Below are 26,799 nucleotides of genomic sequence, written 5' to 3'. Positions count from 1 at the left end.
CATTCTGTTTGCCGTCTCGTCTGCGGCCGGTCAAGCCGATGACACCAGCTCCATTCGCAGATCAGAAGGGCTTGACGACGACGAGGAGCACGATGACCAGCATGGTCACGAGCACGATGGCGCCGGCATGGCGGGCAAAGGCCGGCGGCAGGCGGTTCGGATCGGCGGCGGTGCGGCGCAGCGCGCCGGAGAGCATGCCGTGCAGAGCCGAGAGAAAGACGACCAGCAGCAGCTTGGCATGGAGCCACGGCGCCGTAAACCAGTCGCCCTGCCAGGCCGCGACGAGGCCGAACAGCCAGGTCAGGCCCATGGCCGGCGAGGTCACGCGCCCGTCCCAGCGCCGGACGGTCGTGATGACCGCGGTCTCGCGGTCGGTGCGCGGACACTGCGCCCGCGCCAGCCAGAGATGGATCGCCGACAAAAGAACCATGCCGCCGATCCACGCGACCATGGTGGCGACGTGGAGGGATTTGATCAGAAGATAGCTCAAGACGATGTCTCCTCTGCCGTCCTGCTCGACCCGGATCGGTCGGACGGCGCTGTGCGACGGTGCATTGGCCCCTGCCGCAAACACCTGGTTTCGCGCACACCGTGCCCGAGGATGGACGTGTTCCGCAAGGTCTTTCGTAAGGGCGGCGAGACCGTTTTCCGGGCTTCGCGTCGCGCGTTCGACCGGTAAGGCACCGTAAAGTTTCAGCAAGTTTTACGGTCTATCGTGCAGTGCAACGATGAAGGGGAAGCCGGATGCGATACGGACCTGCAGCGACGGCGCTTTTGCTCGGGCTTTTCGGCTGCACGACCCTGGCGCGCGCCGAAACCCTCAACCTTCTGATCTGGGAGGCCTATATCGACCAGGCCATTCTCGATGACTGGACGGCCGCCACCGGCGTCAACGTGCGACAGATCTATTTCGACAGCGGCGATGCCCGCGACGAGATCCTCGCCGACCCCAACAGCAATATCGACCTCAGCGTCGTCGGCGAGAACGGCAGCGCCCTGTTCGGCAAGCGCGGCATCCTCGCACCGCTGACGACGCAGGACGTGCCGTCGCTGAAGGACTATGCGGCCCACTGGACATCGCGCTGCGGCGGATATGGCGCGCCCTATCTCTGGGGCACGATGGGGATCGTCTATCGCTCCGACAAGGTCGCTGCCACGCCGACCTCATGGAAGGATCTCATGCAACCGGCACCGGCGCTGAAGAAGCACATCGCCATGTATGACGACCACAACGAGGCGTTCATCGCGCCGCTGATCCTGCTCGGCAAATCGATCAATGCCAATGACAGCGAGACGCTGAAGCAGGCCTTCGAGGTGATGAAGGGACAGGCGCCGTCGGTGCTGACCTATACCTACGTCATCACCTCGATCGACAACCCGGATTACGGGCGGGATATCTACATGGCGCTGGCCTATAGCGGCGACCAGAAGGTGCTGAACGAGAAGGCGGGCACGCCGGGCGTCTGGCGCTATGCCGTGCCGCATGAGGGCACGCTGTCCTGGCTCGATTGCATGGCGGTGACCGCGGCCTCGCCGCGCAAGGCGCTGGCGATGAAGCTGCTCGACCACATCCTGTCGGCCAAAAGCGCCGCCATGAATGCGCAGACGCTCGGCATGCCCACGGCCAGCACCGCCGCGCTCGCCCTCATTCCCGAGGCGATGCGGAGCGATCCGGCCATCTATACGCCCGACGACATTCTGGAGCGGAGCCAGTACCAGACCGAGCTTTCGGTGTCCTCGATCCAGACCCGGCGCCGGATCATCAGCTCGATGGCGAATTTCCAGTGACTCTCGGCAAGCGCGCGATCTTCCTCATCTTTCCCATCGTGCTTGCCGGTTATGTTCTGGCGGCGTGCCTCGTCTATGTCGTGGAAAGCCGAGCCCTGCTGTCGCTCGAACGGGCGCGGATCTTCCAGCAGCTCGACCATGCCGAGGCGCTGTTCCGTGCCGACGCCAACCAGAGCCGCAGCTTCCTCTACTCGCTTCTGGAAGGCAATGCGGTGCGGCTCTTCATGTCCGAGCCGGATGCCAGCTACCGCAACAATGCGCTGTCGCTGCGCATCCAGGAATCCATCCGCACGCTGTCGGACGATATGCGGGCCTATATTTCCTTCTCGATCCTGCAGCCGGATCTGTCCATCGGCTACTATTTCGAAAACAGCGACGACCCCTTCGCCGATATCAGCCCGGCGCAGATGACGCTGGCGCGCACGCTCTTCAAAGGCGAGAGCCTGCGCAACTGGACCTTTCTCAACGAGGGCACGAGCCGGCCGCTGATCGTCTATTCCGAGTTCATCGACCCCACCACCTTCAGCCGCGCGCTGCCGAGCAACAAGGACCGGGCGCTGCTCGTTCAGGTCGCCGTCCAGCCGGACCAGTTCCTGGCGATGCTCCAGTCGCTGAAGAGCGAGTACGGCACCGAGCCGCTGTTCACGGCGGTTGCGCCGAAGGTGGCGACACCGGGCGAGCTTGCGGCCACCGTGGCGCTGATCCCCGAGCTGCACCTGACGCTGCGCGTGCCCGAAGCCTATGCCTCGAAGGCGCTCTGGCAGCTGACGCTGGTGCTGGGCATCGGCACCGTCGGCATGAGCCTGATTTCCATCGGCCTGATGATCACCCTCATCCGCCGCTTCATCACCGATCCCATCGCCGCGCTCGATCAGCAGGTGACCGCCGTCATGGACGAGCGGAGCGACGGGATCGTCGATGCCGGCGGCGACGGCGAGATCGGGCGGCTGACCGGCAATATCAAGAAACTGCACGATCGCTCGTCGAGCGCGCTGCGCCGCGTGCAGGAGGCCTCCTGGACGGATGCGCTGACCGGCATGCAGAATCGCAGCCGGTTCAACGTGCTGGCCGGGCGGATCGTGCAGGAGGCGGTCGCCGGTCGCGGCAGCGCCGCCCTTCTCTTCATCGACATCGACCACTTCAAGTTCGTCAACGACAAGCACGGGCACGAGGTCGGCGACGAGCTGCTGCGCGTCTTTGCAACGCGGGTGCATGATGCGGTCGCCCCCATCATGCAGCAGCGCGCCCTGCCGGAGCCCATGCTCGCGCGCCTGTCGGGCGACGAGTTCGCCGTGCTCATTCAGGCGGAGCCGGGCACCGGCGCGATCCGGGCGGCGTGCGACGCGATCCTCGCGCTGTTCACCAACGGCTTCGAGGTTCAGGGCAAGATCTACCCTGTGACCGCGAGCATCGGCGTCGCGCTCTGCCCGCGCGACGCGCAAAGCGTCGCTGCGCTGATCTCCAACGCCGATGCGGCGATGTATCAGGCCAAGACCAGCGGCAAGAACCAGTCCTCGCGCTTTTCGCGCAACCTGCAGGACAAACGCGACCGGGTTCGCCAGATCCAGGAAGAGCTGCGCGTGCTCGATCCGGACGAGCAGTTCCACCTCGTCTACATGCCGATCGTCGATCAGGCGGGCACCGTCACCGGCTGCGAGGCGCTTCTGCGCTGGACGTCGCCGACGCTCGGCCGGGTGACGCCGGACGAGTTCGTACCGATTGCCGAAAGCTCCGGCCAGTTCACCAAGATCGACTGGTGGGTCGTCTCCCGCGCCATGAGCGACTACGGCAAGATCCGCGCCATGTTCGGGCCGCAGGCGGTGCTCGCCATCAACATCTCGTCGGCCGAGCTGCATTCCCGCAGCATCGGCGACCATTTTACCCGCGAGGCCGCCCGCCACGGCATCGCGCCGGACCGGATCGAGATCGAGCTGACCGAAACCTATGCCGTGAAGCTCGGCGACCAGCTGCATCGCAACATCGAGGCGCTGCGCGGCCGCGGCTTCCGCATCTCCATCGACGATTTCGGCGCGGGCTATACCTCCGTGCAGCAGATCATCGAATATACCGCCGACACGATCAAGCTCGACCGGGCGATCGTGGAGACCATGGCGACGCCGGATCTTTCGCCCGCCCTCACGGCGCTGATCGCGCTCTGCCACGCGCGCGGCATGGTGGTCATCGGCGAGGGCGTCGACAGCGAGCAGAAGGTCGATTTCCTCACCCGCGCGGGCTGCGACTTCTTCCAGGGCTACCTGATCTCCAGACCGCTGGCGCTCGACGAGCTCGGCATCTGGGCGCTGCAGCGGCTGGGCGAGACGACGGCGGCGCAGCCGGACGAGCAGGCCGCGACGACCGGCCCGCGCCAGCAGGGAACGCTGCGGCTTCTCTAGAGGGCGGCTGCGGCAGCCTTGGCGGTACGGGAGAGCGGGCGTTTTTCCTTGACCCGGGGGGAGCGCCGCCTTAACCGCAACAGCACGGTTGCTTTCCCGGTTGCTGCAAGGACGAGACACGATGAAGGTATTGCTGATCGGTTCGGGCGGGCGCGAACATGCCCTGGCTTGGAAGCTGGCCCAGTCGCCCCGCCTCACCCAACTTTTCGCCGCACCCGGCAATCCCGGCATTGCGGACGTGGCGACGCTGATCGAGATCGACGTGGAGAACCACGAGGCGGTCCTCTCCTTCTGCCTCAGCGCCGGCATCGACTTCGTCGTCGTCGGCCCCGAGGCCCCGCTGGTCGCGGGCCTTGCCGACATGCTGCGCGCGGAGAACATCCTCGTCTTCGGCCCCTCGCAGGCGGCAGCCCAGCTCGAGGGCTCCAAGGGTTTCACCAAGGATATCTGCGCCCGCTACGGCATCCCGACCGGCGCCTATCGCCGGTTTACCGAGGCGGCGCCGGCCATCGCCTATATCCACGAACAGGGCGCGCCGATCGTCATCAAGGCAGACGGGCTCGCGGCCGGCAAGGGCGTGACCGTCGCCATGACGATCGAGGAGGCCGTTGCCGCCGCCGAGGACTGCTTCTCCGGTGCGTTCGGGGCGGCCGGTGCCGAGGTGGTGGTCGAGGCGTTTCTCGATGGCGAGGAGGCCAGCTTCTTCTGCCTCTGCGACGGAACCCACGCGCTGCCGCTCGGCTCGGCGCAGGACCACAAGCGCGTCGGCGACGGCGATACCGGCCCGAACACCGGCGGCATGGGCGCCTACTCCCCCGCGCCCGTGATGAGCGCCGAGATGGTCGACCGCACGATGCGCGAGATCATCGAGCCGACGCTGGCCGGCATGGCCGAGAGCGGGCACCCGTTCGAAGGCGTGCTCTTTGCCGGGCTGATGATCACCGAAAAAGGCCCCGAACTGATCGAATACAATGTGCGCTTCGGCGATCCCGAGTGCCAGGTGCTGATGATGCGGCTGAAGAGCGACCTGCTGCCGCTGCTGCTGGCATCGGCGACCGGCGGACTGGCCGAGCTGGAAGCCGAGTGGCGCGACGAGACGGCGCTGACCGTGGTGATGGCCTCCAAGGGCTATCCCGCCGCCTACGACAAAGGCACGCCGATCGCCGCGCTGCCGGCGGAAGAGGCCGATATGAAAGTGTTTCACGCGGGCACCGCGCTGAAGGACGGGGCGCTGGTGGCGACCGGCGGCCGCGTGCTCAACGTCACGGCCATCGGCGACACGGTGGAGGCCGCGCGCGATGCGGCCTATGCCGCGGTCGACAAGGTTTCGTGGGACAACGGCTTCTGCCGGCGCGACATCGGCTGGCGCGCGATCGGGCGGACCGCCTGAACGGGCTTTCGCGCGGTTCATTCAAACTTTACCAATTCTCCTGACGGGTCCGTAACGGCCGGCCGGTAGTGTGCTCCCAAACCTGTGGGAGAAGACCATGCGCGGATTTCTGCTGGCAGGCATCGCCTTTGCCTCGGCCCTCCCGGCCCTGACGCCCTTGTCGGTGCGCGCCTCTTCGATCGATTATGTGCACACGCCGCCGGCATCGGCGCCGAGCGTCACGGTGCTGCATTGCACGGACTGCCCGGCCCTCAAGCCCGATGTCCGCGCCGTGACCTATGTCGTTCCCGATCTGGTGCCCGGCACGGACCGGACCGAAATCAAGGATATCCATGGCGAAATGAAACGTGTGCGGGCGGAAGCCTGGCTCGGCGGCTCGCCGGTGACCTTCGTCAGCAAGGCGTCGGACGCGGAGATCCGGATCGCGCGCGGGGAGCCGGCCACGCCGCCCCTCACCATTCTCGCAAAGGCAGCAAGCGATGCCGGCGGCGGCGTTTCGGCGCACACCCGCATGAACGTGGCGGTGGATGCGGCGATGACGACGGCCTCGCTCAGCCCCGCAACGGCGGTCTCGATCGCCTCGGCTTCGGTCGCCCCGGCCGAGCAGACGCCGGCGGCGGGCGAATCATCTTCACACGATTTTGATGGGCAAAGCCTGCAGCTTCGGCTAAACTGATCCCGACTTCCAGTCCCTGCCCTCTCCGGCCGCCAAGGTCTGATGGGCAAGCGCCTTACATCAAGGCGGAAAATTGCGTCCCTGAGAGAAGCAGGGGCGCAATTTTTTTGAGGACTGTTCCGCCCTGATCTCAGGGGCCGTCGATCTCTTTCACCAGCGCCTCGATCTCGTGATCGGCGAAGACGCGGATGCCGTTGCGGCGCAGGAGTGCGGCGGCGACGCCCTCGCCCTCGTGCTTGCGCCCGGAAAAGCCGCCGTCATAGATGCTGCGCGACCCGCAGGACGGGCTGCCGTCGATGAGCAAAGCGTGGGTGCAGCCAGTGTCGAGCGCAAGCTTCAGCGCGTTCTCCGCCGCCAGCCGGAAACCCTCGGTGATGTCGCCGCCGGTCGCCTCGATGACGCGTGCCGTGCCCGCCAGCACCGCCGCTCCGCTGCGGCCATCGGCGATCTCGGCGGGGGGACGCGGCACCGGCATGCCGGCCGACATTTCCGGGCAGATCGTCACCAGCCGGCCTTCGGCCTGCCAGCGATCGAGGCTGGCATGGCGCAGGGGCTTGGCCTTGCCGTCATAGCGCACGGCATGGCCCATGAGGCAGGCGCTGACGAGAATGTTGCCCCGCGCAGCCACCGCAGGTTCAACCGGCGATGCGGGAGAAATCGGCGACCGTGCCGGTGGCGGCGCGGATTCGGCCCAGCAGCGCAAGCCGGTTCGCCCGGATCGCCGGGTTCTCGTCATTGACGAGGACATCGGCGAAGAACCGGTCGATCGGCGCGCGCAGGGTCGAGAGCGCTTCCATGGCGGCCCGGAAATCCTCGCGCGCGACCGCTTCGGCAGCGTCCGATGTGGCGGTGCTGACGGCTGCGTAAAGCTCGCCTTCGGCCGGGAGGGCAAACAGCGCGGGATCGACGGCGTCGGTGATGACGGCGCCCTTCTTTTCTTCCGCCGCCAGAAGCTGCGTCGCGCGCTTGGTGCCCGCCAGCAGGTCCAGCCCCTCCTGCGACGTCACGAACGCCGTCAGCGCCTCGACGCGCCGGGCGACCATCAGGAGGTCGTCGTTGCCGGCGGCGGCGTGCCCCTCATCCGCCCTCCGGGCACCTTCTCCCCGCACGCGGGGAGAAGGACTGGAGAGCGCAGAGTTCGCCTCTTCCTTCTCCCCGCCTGCGGGGAGAAGGTGGCCCGAAGGGACGGATGAGGGGCTGGCCGCAAGCACGGCATCGATCAGGTCATGACGAGCACCGAGATCGCGGAGATAGACCTTGAGGCGGTCGTGGAAGAAAGAGAGGAGGTCGGATGCCTGCTTTGCGAAAGCTGGATGCGTTCCCTTCAGTGGATGCGCCGATGCGATAACGTCGTGGCGTTCTTCCAGTTGGAAATCAAACCCTTCGCAGAAAGCGAAATCCTTTTGGTCTTTCACCGCTTCGATCTGGGCGGGCGCGTGTGGATCAATCGCGATATAAGTCGCCGTGAGTTGATCAAAAAGCCGGCTTTGCGCCAACTGAATAATGGCGGCCAGCTTTACCTTTACCTTCCGCTCCAGCAGGATCCGGTTGACGCCCAGAGCCGCCCGCCGCAACGCAAACGGATCCTTCGAGCCCGTCGGCTTCTCGTCGATCGCCCAGAACCCCACCAGCGTGTCCAGCTTGTCGGCCAGCGCCACGGTCAGCGAGACCGGGTCGGTCGGCACGACGTCGGTCGGGCCTTGTGGCTTGCGGTGTTCGGCGATCGCGGTGGCCACGGCGTCGTTCTCGCCCTGCAGCAGCGCATATTTGCGGCCCATGATGCCCTGGAGTTCGGGGAACTCGCCGACGGCCTCGGTGCGCAGGTCGGCTTTGGAAAGCACCACGGCGCGGTCGACCAGCTTGGGGTCCGCACCGGTGACGGCACAGAGGTCGGCGGCGAGCGCGCGGATGCGCTGCACGCGCTCGCCCTCGGTGCCGAGCTTGGCATGGAACGTCACGTTCAGCGCGTCGAGCTTTGCCATGCGCTGGTCGAGCGGCTTGGCGAGGTCGAGGCCGAATGCTTCGGCGGAAGCGCGCAGCGTGTCGAGGTCCGGCAGGTCGCTCTGGTCGCGGGTCCAGAAGTGGCGGGCGTCGGACAGGCGGGCGCGCACGACCTTGCCGTTGCCGTGCACGATCTCCCGGCCGCCATCCTTCGCCTCGATGTTGGAGACGAGGATGAAGTGGTTGGACAGGGTCTCCTCGCCCGGGCGGCGGGTGACGAAACACTTCTGGTTGGTCTTGATGGTCAGGCGGATGATTTCGGAGGGAATGGAGAGGTCGGCCTCATCGAAGGTGCCCATGAGCACGACCGGCCACTCGACGAGACCCGAGACCTCCTCGAGCAGGCCTGCATCCTCGACCAGTTCCAGCCCGCTGGCAAAGGCGAGATTGCCGGCATCGGCGGCGATGATCTCCTTGCGCCGTTCGGCATCCAGCACGACCTTCGCCTTTTCGAGCTTCTCGATATAGTCGGCAAAGCGGCGGACCGTGATCGCCTCCGGCGCGTGGAAGCGGTGGCCATAGGTGACGTTGCCGGCAACGAGACCATCGACCTCGAAGGCGATGACCTGCGTTTCCTCGTTTTCCGGGCCGAAGGTGCAGACGATGGATTGCAGCGGGCGCACCCAGCGCAGCGCGCCCGGACGGGTGGAGGCGACGCCCGAGCGCATGGAGCGCGGCCAGGGAAAATTGCGGATGATGCCGGGCATGACGTCGGCGACGATCTCCTCGGCGGCGCGGCCGGGTTTCACCAGATGCGCGACGTAGAAATCGCCCTTCTTCGGGTCGGAATGCACATGCGCCTCGGTGATGGACGCAAGACCCGCCGCGCGCAGAAAGCCTTCGATGGCCTTTTCGTTGGCGTCGGTGCGCGGGCCCTTCTTTTCCTCGCGCACATCCGCGGAGCGGGCGGTGACGCCGCGAATGTCGAGCGTCAGGCGGCGCGGCGTCCAGTATTCGCGGGCGCCCTCATAGGTCAGGCCCGCCTCGACCATGGCGTCCGTCAACAGCTTCTTGAGGTCGCCGGCAGCCTTGCGCTGCATGCCGGCAGGGATTTCCTCGGAGCGGAGTTCAAGCAGAAGATCGGGCATGGCACTCAGACTTTTCGGTAAAGCGGATGGATGCCCGTCGCCTTAGCAATCCCGCTGCGAAAAGTCACCATGATAGGCGCGCTTTGGCAGCGTTGTTTCCCGGCGACGGCGCGCGTCTACCAGCCGCCGCCACCGCCACCGCCGCCGCCCCCGCCGGAAAAGCCGCCGCCGGAGGAAAAGCCGGAACTGGAGCTTTTCGGCGGTGGCGGAAGCGACGACTGCATGGCGCCCGCCATGGAGCCGGCAAAGCCGCCCATGCGATCGCCGAAGCCGCTATTGCCGCCGGTGCCGGAGTACCAGACCGGCGTATAGGCCGCCGCGCCCGCCGCAGCCGTGGCGAGCCAGGCATCGAAGGTCTTCGACCACGGCTTTTCCACGCCCAGGGCCACGGCATAGGGCAGCAGGGTTTCATAATGTCCGGGTGACATGGTGGGCGCGCCGGCCATGTTCATGCGCTCCTGTTCGGCCAGCGTCAGATATTGCCGCAGGCCGGCGATGTGGGCCGACATCTTCGCGCCGACCGGGGTGGGCGCGCCCATGAGGAACAGGAAGACGAGATTGACGAGCACGATGCCGCCGATGCCCGCGAGCAGCGGCAGCTGGTGCGTTTCCACCGCCTCGAAGGCGATGGAGGCGATGAGCCCGCCGAAGACGGTGACGCCGATGAAGCCGAAGACCGACAGGACGACAATGCCGGCGACGCGCCCGGCCAGACTCGACCTGCGGCGGATGGAGCGGCCGAAGACGGCAATGAAGATGGCGACGAACACGGCGATGACGACGGGCACGATGACGATGGCGGCACCCGCATCGTCGAGCGTTCCGAGCACGAGGATCGCCAGGATGAAGGCGACGGACAGCGCGATGCCGGCGATGATCGCGCCGATGTTCGCCTTGTAATACTTGCCGCGATGTTCGCTTTCCATCGCCTTGCGGAAGGCTTCGCCCGCCTTCTGCACGGCGGGGCCGTTTTCGCGGTCGATGACGAGCCGGCCTCCCGCACCCTCGACGGCGCGCATCAGCGCGGCTTCGCCGGTGGGCAGCTTCTCGGTGGAGACCTTCTTGCCGGTCGCAGCGATGACGAGCGCGTTCTGAAGATCCTCCAGCACGACGCGGCCGGTGACGGCGAGGTTGAGCGCGGCCGCGGAGATCGCCGTCCAGCCGCCATCGGCAAAGCCGCGATTGTCGATGTAGTTGACGAGCGCGGGCGAGGCGTTTTCCGGCGGGTCCCATCGCGGCACGACGACGCCGCCATCCGGATCGCGCCCGGCGCGCCGCCAGATCCAGCCGTAATAGACGGCGACGACGAGGAGGCCGATGCCGGCGAGGATCGCGGCCATGTTTTCCTGCCACCAGGCGGCCCGCAGCTGCGCCTCGCTCGGCGGCGCGATCACGCCCTTCTTCAGGCTCATGACGATGGTCAGGCCCTCCTGCGCCCCGAGCGGTCGCGTGGTGCGGAACGTCGCGCCGTTTCCGGCGGGGGAGCCGCGCGCGAACTTGGCCCTGGAGCCGTAGGCACCGGTGAAGACGTCGAGCGCCTGCGGCCGCGCGCCGCCCGGCAGGAGCACGGTGGCGCTCGCCTCGTCGATGGGGAAGGCCCAGCCGGTTCCGGTGACGTTCCAGTAAAGCTCGTCGTGGTCTTCGAAAAAGCGAATCTGGCGGTCGGTCGTGTAGGTCAGCGCGAAGGTGTGGACGCCGTTCGACAGGAAGACATCCTTGTCGCCGGTATAGATGCGGATGCCGCCATCGATGTTTTCGGTGCGCGACGGCTCCGCCTCGCCATCGCGCTCGACGGAAACGAGCTGGAAGCCGACGCGGTGCGTGCGGCCATCGTCCGTGGTGAAGGTCAGCGGAAAATCACGATAGATGCCGCGCTTGATGAGGTCGCCCTCGGCGACGGCACGGATCGTCTCGGTGACGGTCAGGGTTCCGTCCGCGGCGACCTCGATCTGCGAATCATAGGAGAGGATCCGCTCTTCGGCCTGCGCGAGACCGGCGGTGACGCCGGCAAGGAGGATGAGCGCGGCGAGAACCGCGACCAGCCGCGATACAGCGCCCCCCTGCGCCGTCCATGTCCGCGAGCCCTGCCGGATCGTGTGCCGCGCGCGCTTCATCGGATCACGCCGACCGCAGGGTCATATCGACGCCCAGCGAGGCGAGCGCATCCCAGTAGTCCGGATAGGTCTTTCCGACGCAGTCCGGATCGAGAATGGCGATGCCGCCGATCTTCAGTCCCGCCAGCGCAAAGCTCATGGCGATGCGGTGATCGGCGAAGGTGTCGATCTCGGCCGGCAGGGTCTGGCCGGCAAGGCCGGGATCGGAGGCCACCAGCAGGTCGTCGCCCTCCTCCGCGGCCAGCCCGGCGCGGATGTTCGTCAGGCCGAGCGAGAGGGCGCGCACGCGGTCGCATTCCTTGACGCGCAGGTTGGCGATGCCGGTGAAGCGCACCGGCGTCTCGTTGAAGGCGGCGAGAACGGCGAGCGTCGGCACGGCATCCTGCATCTGCGATCCGTCGATCACGGCGGGGAGATGCGGAAATTGCGCGATGACATCATATGCGCGGGCATCGGGCTGCGAGAAATCCACTGTCGGGACGCCCAGATCGATGCGGCCGCCGGTTAGCTTTTCCATCGCCCAGAGATAGGTGGCAGCCGACGCGTCGGGCTCGATGCGGAAGTCGGTCGCGGTGTAGCCCGTCGGCCAGACCCGCCAGACGGAGGACGAGGCCTGCTCCACGCGGGCGCCGAAGGCGCGCATGGCGGCAAGCGTCAGGTCGATATAGCCGCGCGCGCCGATCTCGTCGCCGGCAAGCGCGATGTCGAGCGGCGCGTCGGTCTCGTCGGCCGAAGCCGCGCCGGCTGCGGCCATCAGCAGGGCGGAGACATACTGGCTGGAAAGGCCGGCATCGATCTCGACGCGGCGGCCCGGGATGCGGCCCGTGCCGGTGACGGTGACGGGCGGGCAGCCGGTCTCGGCGGAGAGCCCGACGCCGAGGGAGCGCAGCGCCTCCACCAGCGGCGCGATCGGCCGCTTGCGCATGTGCTGGTCGCCATCCACGACCACGGTGCCATCGACGAGGGCCGCGGCCGCCGTGAGGAAGCGGGTGGCCGTGCCGGCATTGCCGAGGAAAAGCGGTTCGGAGGGTGCCGTCAGCCGGCCCGTGCCGGTGACGACGAAGGTGGTGGGATCGGGCTCGCGCACCGCGACGCCCATCGCGCGCAGGGCCTCGGCCATGTACCGCGTATCGTCGCTGCGCAGCGCGCCCGTCAGCCGGCTGGTGCCGTTGGCAAGGCCCGCGAGCAGCAGCGCGCGGTTGGTGATCGACTTCGAGCCGGGCGGACTGACGGCGCCGACGAGCGGATGCGACGGCGGCGTGATGGTCACGGATTTCTGAAGGGCGGTCTTCTGGGCAGGGATCATACGACTGTCTCTTGTAAACGTTGCGGCGCGGCTCAGAACTTGATCGTGGGAACGGCGCGGTCGGCCTCGCTGGTGATCTCGAAATAGGGTGCCTTGGAAAAGCCGAGCGGACCGGCGACGAGGTTCGACGGAAAGCTCTCGACCTTGACGTTGAGGTCGCGCGCGGCACCGTTGTAGTAGCGGCGCGACATCTGGATCTCGTCTTCCGTGCCCTCGATGGAGGCCTGCAGTTCGGAAAAATTCTGGTTGGCCTTGAGATCGGGATAGGCTTCGGCCAAGGCGAACAGCTTGCCGAGCGCCTGGCCGAGCATGCCTTCCGCCTGCGCGCGGCCTGCGACATCGCCGGCCGGCACGGCCTGGGCGCGGTTGCGCAGATCGACGATCTCTTCCAGCGTGCCGCGCTCGTGCGCCGCGTAGCCCTTGACGGTTTCCAGCAGGTTGGGGATCAGGTCGGCGCGGCGCTTCAGCTGCACGTCGATGCCGGACCAGGCCTCTTCCTTGACGTTCCGCGCCTTGACCAGCCCGTTGTAGACAAGGACGAGATAGCCGGCGACGACGGCCAGAATGACGAGACCTGCGATCATTTTCTCTCTCCCCAGATGTCGCGCATCTCACTGCGCGCGACGAAATACACGGAACACGCCAGCCTGCGCGCGGGCGGCAGGCCGAACCGGACCTTACGCCCTGCCGGCCCGCATCTCCATAGCGTGCTTTTACACCGCTGCCCACTGCCTTGCAGGCCGGCACATGGCTCCTGAGGGCGCGTTTCACCGGAAATGACGGGCGATTTGTCAGGATTGGCGTCAGCCTCGATCCGGCTTACCCTGCCATGATGGATCTCGCGATGACGACGCACCTGCCGATCCCACGGCGCGCGGCATCGTCCGATTTCCAACGCCGGAGCCGGCGGGACACCTCGAGCGAGGAAACCCGCGCTTCCGGCACCGTCCGACGCTGCAGCGTGTTCGTGCTGCCGGGTGTCATGGATGCCGCGCCCCGGCGCTGCATCGGCACCGACCTGTCGGCAATGACGGCCTGACAAACCTCATTCGGAAGCTCAGGCTTCCCTCAAAAAGGATACCGTGATCATGACACTTCTTGCCGTCATCGCCCTGTCCGCCGTGATGCTCACCGGCATCAGCCACCTCGTCGCGCTGCGGGGCGAGCGCAATCGCTTCACGCCGCGCATGCTCGACAGCGCGCCGCTCAACATCCACCGCCCCCTCCAGCGTCACTGGCGCGGCTGAGGGTTCAGGCGGCGGCCGAAAGGTTGATGCCGCCGGCATCGGTCATCAGGAAGGCTTCGCCGCAGGCCTTGGCCAGCGTGCGCACCCGCAGAATGTAGCTCTGCCGCTCGGTGACCGAAATGACGCCGCGGGCATCGAGCAGGTTGAAGACGTGGCTCGCCTTGATGCACTGGTCGTAGGCCGGAAACACGCATTTGTGCAAAGCGCGGTTGTCGGTGTCGCCCGGTGCGCCGGCCTTCAGCAAGGCCAGGCATTCGGCTTCCGCGTCGATGAAGTGCTGATGCAGCATCGCGGTGTTGGCATATTCGAAATTGTGCCGCGAATATTCCTGCTCGGCCTGCAGGAAGACGTCGCCATAGCTGATCTTTTCGGCACCCTCGCGGCCGTTGAAGTTGAGGTCGTAGACATTGTCGACGCCCTGGACATACATGGCCAGCCGCTCGAGGCCGTAGGTCAGCTCGCCGGACACGGGCGAGCATTCGATGCCGCAGACCTGCTGGAAATAGGTGAACTGCGACACCTCCATGCCGTCGCACCAGCACTCCCAGCCGAGCCCCCAGGCGCCGAGCGTCGGGCTTTCCCAGTCGTCCTCGACGAAGCGGATGTCGTGCAGCAGCGGATCGAGGCCGATGGCGGCGAGCGAGCCGAGATAGAGCTCCTGCAGGTTCGACGGGTTCGGCTTCAGGATGACCTGATACTGGTAGTAATGCTGCAGCCGGTTCGGGTTCTCGCCATAGCGTCCGTCGGTCGGCCGGCGCGAGGGCTGCACATAGGCGGCCCGCCAGGGTTTCGGGCCCAGCGCCCGCAGCGTCGTCGCCGGATGGAACGTGCCCGCGCCCACTTCCATGTCGTAAGGCTGCAGCACCGCGCAGCCCTTGTCGGCCCAGTAGGCGTGCAGGGTCAGGATCAGGGCCTGGAACGAGCGCTTCGGGTTCATGTGGTCGGGCAGGTCGGTCATGGCAGATCAATCGCTGGTGACGGTAAGATGAGACCGGACGAGTGCCACGGGCGACGACAGGGGTCAATGTTTAAGGTATGTTGGTTGCGGGATTTGCAAAGGAGACGCCGATGAATATCAAGACGACCGTCAGCCTGCCGGATCACGTTCTGCACTACGCCGAGCGGCTGGTGGAGGAAGGCCGCTACCCCTCGCTCGACAGCGTCCTGGCGGCAAGCATTGAGGACATGATGCGGAGCCATGAAAGTGTCGCGGACGATCCGTTGGCTGGCATGACCGACGAGCTGCACCGCCGGATGGCGTTGCCGCGGGATCAATGGATTGCGATGGATGAAGACGACCTCTTCGATCGCGTGCGTGAACGCCTTGCTGCCCGTTCACGAGGATGACGAGCCCGTATCGCATTCTCTACCTGCCGGAAGCCGTGCAGGAGCTCATCGATATCAACGACATGATTGCAGCCTATGCCGGCGTCGAGATTGCGGGACGAAAGCTCGCCGACATCGAGGCGGTCACGAAGACCCTTGCGGATATGCCCTACAAGGCTCCGATCCGTGACGGTCTCCCCTCGGGGTTACGCACCATTCCCGCCGGACAGAAAGGCGTGATCTGCTTTACCGTGGACGAGGAAGCGCGAACCGTCCAAATCGTCGCCATCAGCTATGCGGGGTCGGACTGGATGTCGAAGGCTAGAGACCGGCTTTAGCAGGTGAGCGAAGGCTACATGCCTGCGGCCGGCCTTCACAACGTCATCATCAGGGCTCCGCAGCTCGCTCGGCCGCCATCAATCCTGCTTGAGGCGATATTCTCCCGTCGCCGGGTCCTTCACCAGCGTACCCTGCGACCCGGTCTGCTGCTGCTTGCGGACGCGTTCGCGCTGGCGGGCGAGGCGTTCGGCGTCGAGCACGAACTTGCGGTAGCCGAACCAGGCGATGGCGGCGACGATCAGGAAGAGGATGAGTTGCGGCATCGTGGGTTCCAGCGGGAGACGGGGCGCGACCGTGTTGCTTTCAAAGGCCGAACCGGCCCCATAATGCCTTTTCTTCTGCCGTTTCGGCAAGACCGGCGACGGCGGAAAGCGCAAGGCTGCTGCCGATGCCGGCCGCAAGGCCCACCCCGGGCTGGCGGCGGCCGAGCAGGCCGCGCGACGCGCTGACCAGCCGCAGTTCCGTCTTTTCGCCATAGCGGCGCTTGAGTTCGCCGCGCATGTCGCCGAGGCCATCGACCAGGCCGAGCGCGCGGGCACGTTCGCCGGTCCAGAACAGGCCGGAGAAGATCTCGCCGTCGTCCGTCAAGAGATGCCCGCGCCGGGCTTTCACCATGCCGGTGAAGACGCCGTGAATTTCCTGCTGCAGGCTTTTCAGATAGGCGACGTCCTTTTCCTTCTCGGGCTGGAACGGATCGAGCATCACCTTGTTTTCGCCGGCCGTGTAGATGCGGCGCTCGATACCGACCTTTTCCAGAAGCTCGGTGAAGCCGAAGCCGCCGGAGACGACGCCGATGGAGCCGACGATGGAGGTGGGATCGGCGATGATCTCGTCGCCGGCCAGCGCGATCATGTAGCCGCCGGAGGCCGCGACGTCTTCGGCGAAGACGAGGACGCGCTTGTTCTTCTCCACCGCGAGATCGCGGATGCGCTGGTAGATCAGCCGCGACTGGACGGGGGAGCCGCCGGGCGAATTGATGGCGATGGCCACCGCCGGCGCCTCCTTGTCGGCAAAGGCACGCTCGAGCAGCGGCGCGACGGCTGCAATGTTGAGCATCGGCCGGAACGCGCTGCCGCCCGCCATGATGGCGCCGTGCAGGCGAACGACGGGGATCGTCACGCCCTGCTTGCGAAAGCGCTTCGGCAGCAACCTCTTCATGAAACCGGCCAAGTCCGTCTCCTTATCGTGAACACTCTCCGCCGGATGTAGGGATTGCCAATGCCGACGCAATGCCGTGCGGCGCGCATCACGGTAAATTCAGCGCCGGGCGTGAAAGGCGCGCCCGTTGTTGAGGTCATCGACCTCCTGGAGAAAGGCATGCGAGCCCTCCCCGTGCATGACGAGGGGCGCGCGCAGGGCAAGGCGCGCGCGGGACTGCTTGATACCGGTGAGGAGGATGCGTACGGCATTTTCGCCGGCCCGCGGCAGGACGGGCGTGATCTCCAGACCGCCGAACCGGCGCCCGCAGGCGGCCATGATCTCGCCGATGGATTCCGGGCGCGCGATCAGCGACAGCTGGCCGCCGGGCCGCAGGATCGCGCCGGCGGTGCGGATCCAGGCGTCGAACAGCCCGTCGCTCATGGCATGGGCCTCCGCCTTCAGCGCATCCGGCGTCCGCCGGTCGGCGCCATTGTTGAAGGGCGGGTTCATGACGACATGGTCGAAGACGTCGCTCGGCAGGCCGGCCGCGACACGGGCGCGACCGGTCAGCGCGACATCGGCCTCCAGCACGGCGAGGCGATCGGCGAAGGCGGCGTTCTGCGGAAGAGCAAGGCTGCGACGGGCAAACGTCGCCATTTCGGGCGCCCGCTCCACGAGCAGGACCTGCGCGGCGGGTATGCGCACGGCCACCGCCATGCCGGCCGCACCTGCGCCGGCACCGAGATCGGCGACCTTCGTGCCGGCCCGGTTCGTATCGGGGACCAGCGCGGCGAGCAGCATGGCATCCATGCCGGCGCGATGGCCGCGGCCGAGCGGCTGGACGAGGTGGAAGCGTCCCCGGTGGAAGCTGTCGATGGTCTCGCCGGCCTTCCGGCGGTCCATGGTCGTCTCGGCCGTCATGTCTCCCCGTCCCGTCACCGGTCGCGCAGTTCCGCCGCAAGGCCCGCATCCGAGAGGATGCTTCTCGCCTCCTCGGCGCGCTCGCCCTGCACCATCAGGCGGCGCGGCAGCAGGCCGAGCGAACCGTCGAGAATGCTCATGCCCTGGTCGGCGATGAAGCAGACAATGCCGGCATCGCGCATCAGACTTTCGGCGAAAGAGAGCACGACGGCGTCGTTGGTACGGATCAATTCTTTCATCTGTCTCGCTTTTTCCCCATTCGTCAGTGGCTTGGGACAAATCGCCACTTGCCGCGAAAGCCACCCCTTTCTATTCTCAGAGGAGTAGCTTGAACAGGAGTGCTTCGCCTTGGGCGTCGTGATACCGCTGGAAGACGGCAAGAACAAACAGGCCTCGGTGCAGCCGCTGGTCGATCTGACCAAAGCCGACATGGAGCGGGTGAACCAGCTGATCCTGGCAAAGGCCGGGTCGGATGTCGAGATGATCCCCGAGGTTGCCAACCACCTGATCTCGTCGGGCGGCAAGCGGCTTCGGCCCATGCTGACGCTCGCCTCTGCGGCGATGTTCGGTTTCCACGGCGATGCGCATGTGAAGCTGGCGACCAGCGTGGAATTCATGCACACGGCAACGCTGCTGCATGACGACGTGGTGGACGAAAGCGATCTGCGGCGCGGCAAGTCCACGGCCCGGATGATCTGGGGCAACCAGGCAAGCGTGCTCGTCGGCGACTTCCTGCTCGGCCAGGCGTTCCGGATGATGGTCGAGGTCGGCTCGCTCGATGCGCTCGACGTGCTCTCGACCGCCGCCTCCGTGATCGCCGAGGGCGAAGTGCTGCAGCTTTCCGTCGCCAAGAACATGGAGACGACGGAGGACGACTACCTCTCCGTCATCCGCGCAAAGACGGCCGCGCTCTTTGCAGCCGCTGCCGAAGTCGGCCCGATCGTCGCCAAAACCGATCGCTCCGCCCGCAACGCACTCAAGTCCTACGGCATGAATCTCGGCCTCGCCTTCCAGCTGGTCGACGACGTTCTGGACTATGGCGGCAAGGCGGCCGATCTCGGCAAGAATGTCGGCGACGACTTTCGCGAAGGCAAGATCACCCTGCCGGTCATCCTGTCCTATCGACGGGGAACGGCCGAGGAGCGCAGCTTCTGGAAGGACGCGATCGAGGGCGGCAACGCCACCGACGCGAACCTGGAACACGCTCTGGGGCTCATCACGCGCTATGGCGGCCTGACCGACACGATCGCCCGCGCCCGGCATTACGGCACGATCGCGCGCGATGCGCTGGCGCCGCTGCCCGCCTCGCCGTGGAAGGATGCGCTGCTGGAGGTCATCGACTTCTGCATCGACCGCGTGAACTGACGCCGGCTCCGAGGCTTCGGCCGGGATCGGACAGACCAGGCAGTTTTGTGAGGCCTTGCGCCAAAAAAGCCATTCTGTCTTGCCAAGCCTGCCGCAACCAAGGGTGATGCTTTTCGATAAGGGTCGAACCCGGCTGGACGCAATTCCGGTTCTGCGCGGAGTGCGTTATCACTACAGAACTGATTCCGGTTAGGCGCTTGCGCGGCGCATCCGAAACGAAAGGCTTGTCATGCGGCAAAAACATACTCTTCGGATGCTCACCAGCGTGGCGTTTCTGACGCTTGCCGGCATCGTTTCCGGCCCGGCATCCGCCCAGGAGACCCCGGCTCCGGCCGCCAAGGCCGAAGCGGAGACCGCCAAGCCCTTCGACGTGAACTCCGTCAACAGCTTCTCCGGCTCGTTTCTTGCCGCACGCACCGCCGACGTCGATCACGATCTCGACACCGCGACCAAGCTCTATCGCACGGCGCTGGAGTTCGAGCCCGACAATGTCGAGGTCAAGCAGCGGCTGATGATCACCTCGCTGATGAACGGCGATTTCGCCGAGGGCGTGAAGATCGCGACGCAGCTGAAGGACGATGCCTCCGTCGAGCGGATCACCACCGTCGCGCGCGGCGTCGATGCGATCCGGAAGAAGGAATTCCGCAATGCGGAGAAGATCCTGAAATATTCCGGACCGAACGATCTGGACCGGATGATGAACGGCCTGCTGCTGGCCTGGGCGAAGGCCGGACAGGGCAAGCCCAAGGACGCGATCGCCATGATCCAGGAGATGAAGGGACCGGAATGGTTCGCCATCTTCAAGAGCTACCAGCAGGGCGCCATCGCGCTCGCGGCCGGCGACAAGCAGACCGCGCGCACCAAATTCAACGAGGCGGTGACGGACCGCAACGGCGGCGGCGCCGCGCCCGATACGTTCATCCGCTCGGTGATCGCGCTCGCACGGCTGGAGGCGACCGACGGCAACAAGCAGAAGGCGCTCGACACGATTTCGCTCGGGCAGAGCTTCGTCAACAACTACGCGCCGCTCGATGCCCTTCGCAAGAGCATCGAGGATGGCAAGCCGCAGGAACAGCAGGTTCGCAATGCGAGCCAGGGCGCTGCCGCCGTGCTGTTCTCCGTGGGTGCCGCGCTCAACCGCGAGGGCGCGGAAGATATCGTTTCGCTCTACCTGCAGACGGCCCGCGCGCTCGATCCCGACAGCGCCGACATTCTCGTCATGCTCGGCGGCATTGCCGAGACGCTGAAGAAGCCGGAACGCGCCATCGCGCTCTACGGCCAGGTGCCGCAGGGCTCGCCCATGCGCCGCCTGTCGGAGATGCAGCTGGGGCTGGCCCTGGCCGAAGTCGGCAAGGTGGATGATGCGAAGAAACACCTGCGCGAGCTGATCGACCTCGATCCGAAGGACATCCGCAGCTATGTCGCCTATGGCAGCGTGCTTTCGGATGCCAAGGACTACAAGGAGATGGCCGTCACCTACGACAAGGCCATCGAGGTCCTCGGCCCCATGCCCAAGCGCACCGACTGGTCGATCTACTTCCAGCGCGGTATCGCCTATGAGCGGCTGAAGGAATGGGAGAAGGCCGAGCCGAGCTTCAAGAAGGCGCTGGAGCTGAACCCCGACCAGCCGCAGGTGCTGAACTATCTCGGCTATTCCTGGGTGGACAAGAACATGAACCTCGACGAGGGGCTGAACATGATCCGCCGCGCCGTCGAGCTGAAGCCGGATGACGGCTACATCGTCGATTCGCTCGGCTGGGCCTATTTCCGGCTGGGACAGTTCGACGAGGCCGTGGCCGAACTGGAGCGCGCCGCCGAGCTGATGGCCGGCGACCCCACGATCAACGACCATCTGGGCGATGCCTACTGGCGCGTCGGCCGCAAGCTCGAGGCCGTGTTCCAGTGGAACCAGACGCTGGAGCTGAAGCCCGAGGCGGAGGAAATCCCCAAGATCAAGGCGAAGATCGAAAACGGCCTGCCGCCGCTGGAGACGAAGGTTCCCGCGGCCGCCGAAGCCGAGGGCAAGCCGAAGCCGCCGGAAGTGGCCGTGCCCGGCAAGAAGTCCTGACGGCGGGCCGTGGCTGACACCCTTATCATGCCGGAGGTCTTGAGCGCACCTGCTCCGGTGGATCAGGGTGCTGACGTGCCGCTGGTGCTCATGGCACCGGCGAAGATCAATCTCGCCCTGCATGTCGTCGGCCAGCGCGCCGACGGCCACCATCTTCTCGAAAGCCTCGTGACCTTTGCCGATGACGGCGACCGGTTGTCGCTGGCGCTCTCAGAAACCGACAGCTTCACCGTCTCCGGCCCGTTTGCCGGCGATGTGCCGGTGGGGGCCGATGGCGGGAACGCCAACCTCGTGCTGAAGGCGCGGGACCTGCTGCGCACGCGACTGACCAGGCTCGGCCTGCCCTGCGGCCCGGTCGCCCTGCATCTGACAAAGGCCCTGCCCGTTGCCTCCGGCATCGGCGGCGGCTCGGCGGATGCCGCCACGGCCCTCATCGGGCTCATGCGCCTCTGGGGCGCGTCGCACGACCTCCCTGTGAACATCGACCTTGCCGCGCTCGGCCTCTCGCTCGGCGCCGACCTGCCGATGTGCCTGACCGGCCGGCCGCTGATCGCCCGCGGCATCGGCGAGGCGATCACGCCGGTCATCGGCCTGCCCGCCTTTCCCGCTCTCTTGGTCAATCCCGGTGCTGCGGTCTCCACGCCTGCGGTGTTCCGCACGCTCACCAACAAGACCAACCCGCCGCTGACGCTTCCCGAACGGCTTGCCGCGCCGGACGACTGGATCGCGGCGATCGCCGCGACACGCAACGATCTGGAGCAGCCGGCGCTCTCGCTTGCGCCCGTCATCGGCGCGGTCCGCGCAGCACTCGCAGACGCCGGCGCAGCACTTGCCCGCATGTCCGGCTCCGGTGCCACCTGCTTCGGCCTCTTCCGCGACGTCGCGGCGCGAGACCGGGCGGCGGCGCACCTGCGCGCGGCCCATCCCGACTGGTATCTTCTGCCCTGCACCACGCTGGGAAGCTAAGGACGAACGCCCAATGACGATCGACACGACACGCACCTTCGTGCCCGTTTCCATCGCGGTGCTCACCGTTTCCGACACCCGCACGCCGGAGACGGACACATCCGGCGACACGCTGGTGGCGCGGCTGACGGCGGCCGGCCATGTGCTGGCCGCACGCGGCATCGTGCCCGACGACCGCGCCGCCATCGCCGCGCAGGTGACGGCCTGGAGCCTCGATCCCGAGATCGACGTCGTCATCACCACCGGCGGCACGGGCTTTACCGGGCGCGACGTGACGCCCGACGCGCTGGAGCCCTTGTTCGAGAAGAAGATGGACGGCTTCTCCGCCATCTTCCACCGCATCTCCTATGACAAGATCGGCACCTCGACCATCCAGTCGCGCGCCACCGGCGGCGTGCTGAACGCGACCTTCGTCTTCGTGCTGCCCGGCTCGCCCGGCGCGTGCCGCGATGCCTGGGACGGCATTCTCGGCCAGCAGCTCGACCTGCGCCACCGGCCCTGCAATTTCGTGGAAATAATGCCGCGGCTGGACGAACACCTGAAGCGGTGAGCGTGTGGTTCAGCGGATCGACATCGTCCGGCGATAAGGAAAGACCCTCAACGACCCGAAGCCCAGGCCGGCATCAGCTCGCTCGACAGGCGGTGCACGCCGCGACGGGAGACGAAATCGGCGAGCGACATGCCGGATCTCGTCATGCCCGCGGCCTGCGTGCGCTTGATCAGGAACCCCTGTTCCAGCGGCGGACGGCGCGAGGCGAGACGGGCCAGAAGCGGCCGCCTGTGCCGGCGGGAGGCCGAGAAGCAAGCGGGGCCCCGGCCGATCGCCATGTGCTCGGCGATCTCGTCGACCCAGCGCCCGAGCGGCCGGGCACCCGGCTCGATCAGGAGCAGCCATTCGCCGCGCGCCGAGCGCAGGACATCCGCCATATCCCAGCGTGTGAGGAACCGCGCACCCGCGGCATCGGCCACCTGGCCGGAGGCATCCTGCGAGCCGTGATCGAGGACGATCACATCGCTGATGAGGCCTTCCACCGCGCCGGCCACCAGCGCGGCCAGCGATTGCGCCAGCCTCGTCTCGCTATCGCGGGTTTCCATCAGGATCGTCAGCATGGCCGGTCGTACCGCATTGCACAGGGGAATGCCATAAAACCTGTACAAAACAGGCCAGTATCCCGTCATTCATGATGAATCCGCCGGCGACGGGACAGCGGGGAGATCGCTTCCAAGGCGTCACCGGCGTATTTGTTCTTGCAATGTTCTCTTATTATGGTTATCACTGACCGAAGAGAGAACGACATGACGGTGGGGTGAAAACCGGACCGTCCATGTTCCCCGGAGTGTCCCATGAACGATCTGTCCCATGTCAGGCAGGGCGCATTTGCGCCCGGCAATCGGGCCGATGTGGCCGACGCACTGATGGTCGAAACCGGCCTTCGCATCGAGGTGGACCGCCGTCGCGGCCGTGGCGCCGGGATCAACACCTCGGGAAGGTTCGAGCCTGTGACGCGCAGCACCGAGGACGACGGCTGGAACTCGCTGGAGGACCTGCCGCCGTTCAAGACGGAGGTGCAGGTGGAAAAGCCGCGCACGATCATTGCCCGCAACGATTCGCCGGACATTCACTTCGACCGCTCGGTCAACCCCTATCGCGGCTGCGAGCATGGTTGCATCTACTGCTTCGCCCGGCCGACGCATGCTTATATGGGCCTCTCCGCCGGACTCGACTTCGAGGCGCGGCTGTTTGCCAAGCCGGATGCGGCAAAGCTTCTGGAGCGCGAACTGGCCAAGCCCGGCTACAAGGTGAAGCCGATCGCGATCGGCACGAACACCGACCCCTACCAGCCGATCGAAAAGGAGTGGCGGATCATGCGCCAGATCCTGGAGGTGCTGAAGGCGGCCGATCACCCGGTCATGATCGTCACGAAATCGGCGATGGTGACCCGCGATATCGATATTCTCACGCCGATGGCGGAAAAGGGTCTCGCGCGCGTCGGCCTTTCGGTGACGACGCTCGACCGCAAGCTGGCGCGGCTGATGGAACCGCGCGCCTCGACGCCGGAGAAGCGGCTGGATGCGATCCGCAAGCTGTCGGAGGCCGGCATTCCCGCGAGCGTGCTGATGGCGCCCGTCATTCCCGCCCTCAACGACCACGAGATCGAGCGCGTGCTGGACTCCGCCAAGGCGGCCGGTGCGAGCGAGGCGAGCTATGTCATCCTGCGCCTGCCGCTGGAGGTCAGCCCCCTTTTCCGCGACTGGCTCTTGCAACATTACCCGGACCGCTATCGCCATGTCATGTCGCTGGTGCGCTCGATGCGCGACGGCAAGGATTACGACGCCGACTTCACCAAGCGGATGAAGGGTGCCGGGCCCTATGCCTGGCAGATCGGCCGCCGCTTCGAGCTGGCCGCCAAGCGGCTGGAGCTGAACACCAACCGGCGGGCGCTGAACTGCGATCTCTTCGTTCCCCCGCTCGGGACGGGCGTGCAGCTCTCGCTGCTGTGACGCGAGCGAAGACCTTCGTCCGGTGACATCCGGACACCGAACGGGATCGCATGTCCCTCGTAGCATGCGATCACCCGAGGCCGACGGCTTCCGCAAAGCCACCGGCCTCCACCCCCGGCGCCGCCGCATCCGCCTGGGGGTCTTGCGGGGAATCGGCCTCCCGTGCGAGTCTGCCCTCATGGCACGCCGCACCACGACCGATTCCCCGCTTCTCTTCGACATCCGCCTCCGTCCCGATTTCACGCTGGAGGCGGCGGCGAAGCGCGACGGGCTGTGGCCTGTCGCCGGAACGGACGAAGCCGGGCGCGGCCCACTGGCCGGCCCCGTGGTGGCCGCCGCCGTCATCCTCGACCCGCAGCGTATTCCCGGTGGCCTGAACGACAGCAAGCAACTGACCGCCCAGCGGCGCGAGGTGCTGTTCACCGAGATTCTCGCGACCGCCACCGTCTCGATCGCTTCCTCCGGCGCGGGCCGCATTGACGGCACGGATATCCGCAAGGCGAGCCTCGACGCGATGCGGCGCGCGGTCTGCGGCCTGCATCGGCGGCCGGCGCTCGTGCTTGCGGACGGGCGCGACGTGCCACCGGGGCTTGCCTGCGAAGGCCGGGCCGTCATCAAGGGCGACGCCCGCTCCCTCTCCATCGCCGCCGCCTCCATCGTCGCGAAGGTCGCCCGCGACCGGATGATGACCCGGGCCGACGGCGTCTTCCCCGGCTACGGTTTTGCGCTGCATGCGGGCTATGCCACCGCGCATCACCGCAGCGCCATCCTTCTCCACGGCCCCTGCCGGCTGCACCGCATGACCTTTCGGCCCTTGCGGGTGGACGAAGCCGAGGTGGACGCTCTACCGGCCGAACGGCCGGCGTCGCGCTGACGCTCGCATCGCCCGCTTGCCGGGCACAGAAGCGGCGCTAGCGCCGACGCGCCTCATCGTCAGAGGAGGATGACGCGCAGTTTTGACGCTTGCCGTTCTGCCGAAATCACGGCACACTTTCGGCCGGCAGGCTTTCGGCTCGGCTCGACCGGCGGCGCCCCTGCCGCGGGAGACCGATATGGATGCCGTGACGCTTCTGACTTTCGCCCTCACCTTCTTCGTCTTCGCCGCGAGCCCGGGGCCGGACAATATGACGATCGTGTTGCGCACCATCTCGCACGGGCCGGCCTCGGGCCTTGCCTATGGCGCGGGAACGGTCGTCGGCATTCTCGTCTTCCTGTCGCTGGCCGCCTTCGGTCTCTCCCTGCTCGCCGCGGAGATGGGCACGCTGATGACCGCCCTGCGGCTCGCGGGCGCCGCCTATCTCGTCTGGATGGGCGTCCGGCTCTGGACCGCGCCGCCCGTGCTTCCCGAGATGCAGGCGGTCTCCGAGCGGGACAGCCTGCTCGGCGTCTTCTGCACCGGTGTCGCGCTGAACCTCGGCAATCCGAAAATGCCGCTCTTCTACGTCGCGCTGCTGCCGAACGTCGTGGGAACGAGCTTCACGATCACGACGCTTGCCGAGCTCGCCGCCATCATTCTCGCGGTCGAGGCCGTCGTCATCGGCGGGCATGTGCTGCTGGCCGTCCGCGCCCGCCGCCTGCTGCGCACCACCCGCGTCATCCGCCGCGTCAACCACGCGGCGGGCGGGCTGATGATCGGCGCTGCCGTGGGGATCGTCGCCACACGGTGAGGGTTTCGGATGATGGTGTGGGCACGGTATTTGGCGTGTCGCGTTCGGCGGCGGGAGGTACAGTTCGCCCCTCATCCGGCTGCCGCCACCTTCTCCCCGCCAAGCGGGGAGAAGGGACTTGTGGCGCGGCTTGCGCCTCTTAAGCAAAACCACCAAGGAGCGCACGTCAAGCTAGGCGAGCGCGTCAAGACCCCGAGCAGGGCACGTCCCCTCTCCCCGCGGGCGGGGAGAGGGTTAGGGTGAGGGGCCGCTTTGAAGCGAGGCTTTGATACATCGGGCCGATAATCTGAGGGAAAACAGCCTGAGGGTCGGTGATGTGACGGAGAACCGATCTGGGGTCGGTCGGCTACATTGTTCTCAATCTATCGCGACACAAAGTCATAGACCTCCGCCAGAGGCGGAGGTTTGGGACGCTGCGCTTGGACCACTTGAAGTGGTTTTGTTACAAGTTAGTAGGAACCCTTGAAAAGGTCTGCATGGTCAGAAGCCTTATCGGCCTTTT

The 26,799-nt window shown here is 66.5% G+C and carries 26 protein-coding genes and 2 pseudogenes; 15 read left to right on the top strand and 13 right to left on the bottom strand.

Going from position 1 to position 26,799, the window contains the following annotated elements:
- Window positions 1-61: 61 nt before the first annotated feature.
- On the bottom strand, window positions 62-490 hold the full coding sequence (locus LRX75_RS17860) for a CopD family protein (RefSeq protein ID WP_231816034.1): 429 nt from the start codon (window positions 488-490) through the stop codon (window positions 62-64).
- Window positions 491-744: 254 nt separating this feature from the next.
- On the opposite strand from LRX75_RS17860, the gene LRX75_RS17855 reads away from it, so the two are divergent.
- The 4 genes from LRX75_RS17855 (at window position 745) to LRX75_RS17840 (ending at window position 6,247) form a co-directional block, all read left to right on the top strand.
- Window positions 745-1,788 carry a polyamine ABC transporter substrate-binding protein gene (locus tag LRX75_RS17855; RefSeq protein WP_231816033.1) on the top strand — a complete coding sequence of 348 codons (1,044 nt, stop codon included), beginning with the start codon at window positions 745-747 and terminating at the stop codon, window positions 1,786-1,788.
- Entirely contained in the window at window positions 1,785-4,181 is a 2,397-nt protein-coding gene (locus LRX75_RS17850) for a putative bifunctional diguanylate cyclase/phosphodiesterase (RefSeq protein ID WP_231816032.1), read from the top strand. The genes LRX75_RS17855 and LRX75_RS17850 overlap by 4 nt, the downstream gene beginning before the upstream one ends.
- 121 nt (window positions 4,182-4,302) lie before the next feature.
- Window positions 4,303-5,571: a phosphoribosylamine--glycine ligase gene (purD, locus tag LRX75_RS17845; RefSeq protein WP_231816031.1), complete on the top strand. Its 1,269-nt coding sequence runs from the start codon at window positions 4,303-4,305 to the stop codon at window positions 5,569-5,571.
- Between the two features lie 97 nt (window positions 5,572-5,668).
- Window positions 5,669-6,247: a plant virulence effector HPE1-like domain-containing protein gene (locus LRX75_RS17840; RefSeq protein ID WP_231816030.1), complete on the top strand. Its 579-nt coding sequence runs from the start codon at window positions 5,669-5,671 to the stop codon at window positions 6,245-6,247.
- Between the two features lie 130 nt (window positions 6,248-6,377).
- Here the strand turns inward: LRX75_RS17840 and LRX75_RS17835 are convergent, their stop codons facing one another.
- From LRX75_RS17835 to LRX75_RS17815, 6 genes and pseudogenes are all read right to left on the bottom strand, one after another.
- Window positions 6,378-6,875 carry a 2-thiouracil desulfurase family protein gene (locus tag LRX75_RS17835; protein WP_338110337.1) on the bottom strand — a complete coding sequence of 166 codons (498 nt, stop codon included), beginning with the start codon at window positions 6,873-6,875 and terminating at the stop codon, window positions 6,378-6,380.
- Between the two features lie 7 nt (window positions 6,876-6,882).
- A pseudogene (locus LRX75_RS23435) lies at window positions 6,883-7,302 on the bottom strand (DALR anticodon-binding domain-containing protein); the annotation flags it as partial.
- A gap of 147 nt (window positions 7,303-7,449) precedes the next feature.
- Window positions 7,450-9,336, bottom strand: a pseudogene (gene glyS, locus LRX75_RS17830) (glycine--tRNA ligase subunit beta); the annotation flags it as partial.
- Window positions 9,337-9,452: 116 nt separating this feature from the next.
- Complete coding sequence (locus LRX75_RS17825) at window positions 9,453-11,378, bottom strand: DUF2207 domain-containing protein (RefSeq protein WP_420851231.1); 1,926 nt, start codon at window positions 11,376-11,378, stop codon at window positions 9,453-9,455.
- A 76-nt stretch (window positions 11,379-11,454) separates the two neighbouring features.
- Window positions 11,455-12,756, bottom strand: a complete 1,302-nt coding sequence (locus LRX75_RS17820) for a 3-phosphoshikimate 1-carboxyvinyltransferase (protein WP_231816027.1) — start codon at window positions 12,754-12,756, stop codon at window positions 11,455-11,457.
- Window positions 12,757-12,788: 32 nt separating this feature from the next.
- Window positions 12,789-13,340, bottom strand: a complete 552-nt coding sequence (locus LRX75_RS17815; protein ID WP_113151818.1) for a LemA family protein — start codon at window positions 13,338-13,340, stop codon at window positions 12,789-12,791.
- Between the two features lie 245 nt (window positions 13,341-13,585).
- Between LRX75_RS17815 and LRX75_RS17810 the strand changes: the two genes are divergently transcribed.
- Together LRX75_RS17810 and LRX75_RS17805 are read left to right on the top strand one after the other, a co-directional pair.
- Window positions 13,586-13,795, top strand: a complete 210-nt coding sequence (locus LRX75_RS17810) for a hypothetical protein (protein WP_231816026.1) — start codon at window positions 13,586-13,588, stop codon at window positions 13,793-13,795.
- Window positions 13,796-13,844: 49 nt separating this feature from the next.
- Entirely contained in the window at window positions 13,845-14,003 is a 159-nt protein-coding gene (locus LRX75_RS17805; protein WP_231816025.1) for a hypothetical protein, read from the top strand.
- A gap of 4 nt (window positions 14,004-14,007) precedes the next feature.
- Here the strand turns inward: LRX75_RS17805 and LRX75_RS17800 are convergent, their stop codons facing one another.
- On the bottom strand, window positions 14,008-14,961 hold the full coding sequence (locus LRX75_RS17800; RefSeq protein ID WP_231816024.1) for a glycine--tRNA ligase subunit alpha: 954 nt from the start codon (window positions 14,959-14,961) through the stop codon (window positions 14,008-14,010).
- A 110-nt stretch (window positions 14,962-15,071) separates the two neighbouring features.
- Between LRX75_RS17800 and LRX75_RS17795 the strand changes: the two genes are divergently transcribed.
- Together LRX75_RS17795 and LRX75_RS17790 are read left to right on the top strand one after the other, a co-directional pair.
- A complete protein-coding gene (locus tag LRX75_RS17795) occupies window positions 15,072-15,350 on the top strand; it encodes a hypothetical protein (RefSeq protein WP_231816023.1) in 279 nt (92 codons plus the stop codon).
- Window positions 15,347-15,667, top strand: coding sequence for a type II toxin-antitoxin system RelE/ParE family toxin (locus tag LRX75_RS17790; RefSeq protein WP_231816022.1), 321 nt, complete (start codon window positions 15,347-15,349; stop codon window positions 15,665-15,667). The genes LRX75_RS17795 and LRX75_RS17790 overlap by 4 nt, the downstream gene beginning before the upstream one ends.
- Window positions 15,668-15,745: 78 nt before the next feature.
- On the opposite strand, the gene LRX75_RS17785 is transcribed toward LRX75_RS17790, so the two are convergent.
- The 4 genes from LRX75_RS17785 to LRX75_RS17770 all read right to left on the bottom strand — a co-directional run bounded on the left by LRX75_RS17785 (window position 15,746) and on the right by LRX75_RS17770 (window position 17,968).
- A complete protein-coding gene (locus LRX75_RS17785) occupies window positions 15,746-15,931 on the bottom strand; it encodes an NfeD family protein (protein ID WP_110726750.1) in 186 nt (61 codons plus the stop codon).
- Window positions 15,932-15,971: 40 nt separating this feature from the next.
- Window positions 15,972-16,838, bottom strand: coding sequence for a S49 family peptidase (locus LRX75_RS17780; RefSeq protein ID WP_231816021.1), 867 nt, complete (start codon window positions 16,836-16,838; stop codon window positions 15,972-15,974).
- An 87-nt stretch (window positions 16,839-16,925) separates the two neighbouring features.
- Window positions 16,926-17,729 (bottom strand): tRNA1(Val) (adenine(37)-N6)-methyltransferase, encoded by an 804-nt coding sequence (locus LRX75_RS17775; protein WP_231816020.1) that lies wholly within the window; start codon window positions 17,727-17,729, stop codon window positions 16,926-16,928.
- A 14-nt stretch (window positions 17,730-17,743) separates the two neighbouring features.
- Window positions 17,744-17,968: a putative signal transducing protein gene (locus LRX75_RS17770; protein ID WP_113151824.1), complete on the bottom strand. Its 225-nt coding sequence runs from the start codon at window positions 17,966-17,968 to the stop codon at window positions 17,744-17,746.
- 109 nt (window positions 17,969-18,077) lie between these two features.
- On the opposite strand from LRX75_RS17770, the gene LRX75_RS17765 reads away from it, so the two are divergent.
- The 4 genes from LRX75_RS17765 (at window position 18,078) to moaB (ending at window position 22,678) form a co-directional block, all read left to right on the top strand.
- Complete coding sequence (locus LRX75_RS17765) at window positions 18,078-19,094, top strand: polyprenyl synthetase family protein (RefSeq protein ID WP_231816019.1); 1,017 nt, start codon at window positions 18,078-18,080, stop codon at window positions 19,092-19,094.
- 229 nt (window positions 19,095-19,323) lie between these two features.
- The gene (locus tag LRX75_RS17760) at window positions 19,324-21,162 is read left to right on the top strand and encodes a tetratricopeptide repeat protein (RefSeq protein ID WP_231816018.1); all 1,839 of its coding nucleotides are present in this window, start codon (window positions 19,324-19,326) and stop codon (window positions 21,160-21,162) included.
- A 90-nt stretch (window positions 21,163-21,252) separates the two neighbouring features.
- Window positions 21,253-22,128: a 4-(cytidine 5'-diphospho)-2-C-methyl-D-erythritol kinase gene (locus LRX75_RS17755; RefSeq protein WP_231816149.1), complete on the top strand. Its 876-nt coding sequence runs from the start codon at window positions 21,253-21,255 to the stop codon at window positions 22,126-22,128.
- Window positions 22,129-22,141: 13 nt separating this feature from the next.
- Window positions 22,142-22,678 carry a molybdenum cofactor biosynthesis protein B gene (gene moaB / locus LRX75_RS17750; protein WP_231816017.1) on the top strand — a complete coding sequence of 179 codons (537 nt, stop codon included), beginning with the start codon at window positions 22,142-22,144 and terminating at the stop codon, window positions 22,676-22,678.
- Between the two features lie 47 nt (window positions 22,679-22,725).
- On the opposite strand, the gene LRX75_RS17745 is transcribed toward moaB, so the two are convergent.
- Window positions 22,726-23,238 carry a glycosyltransferase family protein gene (locus LRX75_RS17745; protein ID WP_231816016.1) on the bottom strand — a complete coding sequence of 171 codons (513 nt, stop codon included), beginning with the start codon at window positions 23,236-23,238 and terminating at the stop codon, window positions 22,726-22,728.
- Between the two features lie 234 nt (window positions 23,239-23,472).
- On the opposite strand from LRX75_RS17745, the gene LRX75_RS17740 reads away from it, so the two are divergent.
- The 3 genes from LRX75_RS17740 (at window position 23,473) to LRX75_RS17730 (ending at window position 26,297) form a co-directional block, all read left to right on the top strand.
- A complete protein-coding gene (locus LRX75_RS17740; protein WP_231816015.1) occupies window positions 23,473-24,630 on the top strand; it encodes a PA0069 family radical SAM protein in 1,158 nt (385 codons plus the stop codon).
- A gap of 178 nt (window positions 24,631-24,808) precedes the next feature.
- Window positions 24,809-25,504: a ribonuclease HII gene (locus LRX75_RS17735; RefSeq protein ID WP_231816014.1), complete on the top strand. Its 696-nt coding sequence runs from the start codon at window positions 24,809-24,811 to the stop codon at window positions 25,502-25,504.
- Window positions 25,505-25,682: 178 nt separating this feature from the next.
- Complete coding sequence (locus tag LRX75_RS17730; protein ID WP_231816013.1) at window positions 25,683-26,297, top strand: LysE family translocator; 615 nt, start codon at window positions 25,683-25,685, stop codon at window positions 26,295-26,297.
- The last annotated feature ends 502 nt before the right edge of the window (window positions 26,298-26,799 follow it).

The organism is Rhizobium quercicola, from assembly GCF_021168455.1.
Taxonomy (GTDB): Bacteria; Pseudomonadota; Alphaproteobacteria; order Rhizobiales; family Rhizobiaceae; genus Ferranicluibacter; species Ferranicluibacter quercicola.
The sequence above is the reverse complement of the archived record's forward strand: the minus strand, read 5'-3'. Positions and strand labels throughout refer to the sequence as shown.

Bases quoted from the DNA above. Each gene is read 5' to 3' on its own strand.
- LRX75_RS17790 (WP_231816022.1), top strand. From the start codon at position 15,347: ATGACGAGCCCGTATCGCATTCTCTACCTGCCGGAAGCCGTGCAGGAG.
- LRX75_RS17795 (WP_231816023.1), top strand. From the start codon at position 15,072: ATGAATATCAAGACGACCGTCAGCCTGCCGGATCACGTTCTGCACTAC.
- purD (WP_231816031.1), top strand. From the start codon at position 4,303: ATGAAGGTATTGCTGATCGGTTCGGGCGGGCGCGAACATGCCCTGGCT.
- LRX75_RS17800 (WP_231816024.1), bottom strand. From the start codon at position 14,961: ATGACCGACCTGCCCGACCACATGAACCCGAAGCGCTCGTTCCAGGCC.
- LRX75_RS17760 (WP_231816018.1), top strand. From the start codon at position 19,324: ATGCGGCAAAAACATACTCTTCGGATGCTCACCAGCGTGGCGTTTCTG.
- LRX75_RS17855 (WP_231816033.1), top strand. From the start codon at position 745: ATGCGATACGGACCTGCAGCGACGGCGCTTTTGCTCGGGCTTTTCGGC.
- LRX75_RS17840 (WP_231816030.1), top strand. From the start codon at position 5,669: ATGCGCGGATTTCTGCTGGCAGGCATCGCCTTTGCCTCGGCCCTCCCG.
- LRX75_RS17820 (WP_231816027.1), bottom strand. From the start codon at position 12,756: ATGATCCCTGCCCAGAAGACCGCCCTTCAGAAATCCGTGACCATCACG.
- LRX75_RS17735 (WP_231816014.1), top strand. From the start codon at position 24,809: ATGGCACGCCGCACCACGACCGATTCCCCGCTTCTCTTCGACATCCGC.
- LRX75_RS17815 (WP_113151818.1), bottom strand. From the start codon at position 13,340: ATGATCGCAGGTCTCGTCATTCTGGCCGTCGTCGCCGGCTATCTCGTC.
- LRX75_RS17805 (WP_231816025.1), top strand. From the start codon at position 13,845: ATGACACTTCTTGCCGTCATCGCCCTGTCCGCCGTGATGCTCACCGGC.
- moaB (WP_231816017.1), top strand. From the start codon at position 22,142: ATGACGATCGACACGACACGCACCTTCGTGCCCGTTTCCATCGCGGTG.
- LRX75_RS17810 (WP_231816026.1), top strand. From the start codon at position 13,586: ATGATGGATCTCGCGATGACGACGCACCTGCCGATCCCACGGCGCGCG.
- LRX75_RS17755 (WP_231816149.1), top strand. From the start codon at position 21,253: ATGGCACCGGCGAAGATCAATCTCGCCCTGCATGTCGTCGGCCAGCGC.
- LRX75_RS17775 (WP_231816020.1), bottom strand. From the start codon at position 17,729: ATGACGGCCGAGACGACCATGGACCGCCGGAAGGCCGGCGAGACCATC.
- LRX75_RS17745 (WP_231816016.1), bottom strand. From the start codon at position 23,238: ATGCTGACGATCCTGATGGAAACCCGCGATAGCGAGACGAGGCTGGCG.
- LRX75_RS17740 (WP_231816015.1), top strand. From the start codon at position 23,473: ATGAACGATCTGTCCCATGTCAGGCAGGGCGCATTTGCGCCCGGCAAT.
- LRX75_RS17770 (WP_113151824.1), bottom strand. From the start codon at position 17,968: ATGAAAGAATTGATCCGTACCAACGACGCCGTCGTGCTCTCTTTCGCC.
- LRX75_RS17785 (WP_110726750.1), bottom strand. From the start codon at position 15,931: ATGCCGCAACTCATCCTCTTCCTGATCGTCGCCGCCATCGCCTGGTTC.
- LRX75_RS17730 (WP_231816013.1), top strand. From the start codon at position 25,683: ATGGATGCCGTGACGCTTCTGACTTTCGCCCTCACCTTCTTCGTCTTC.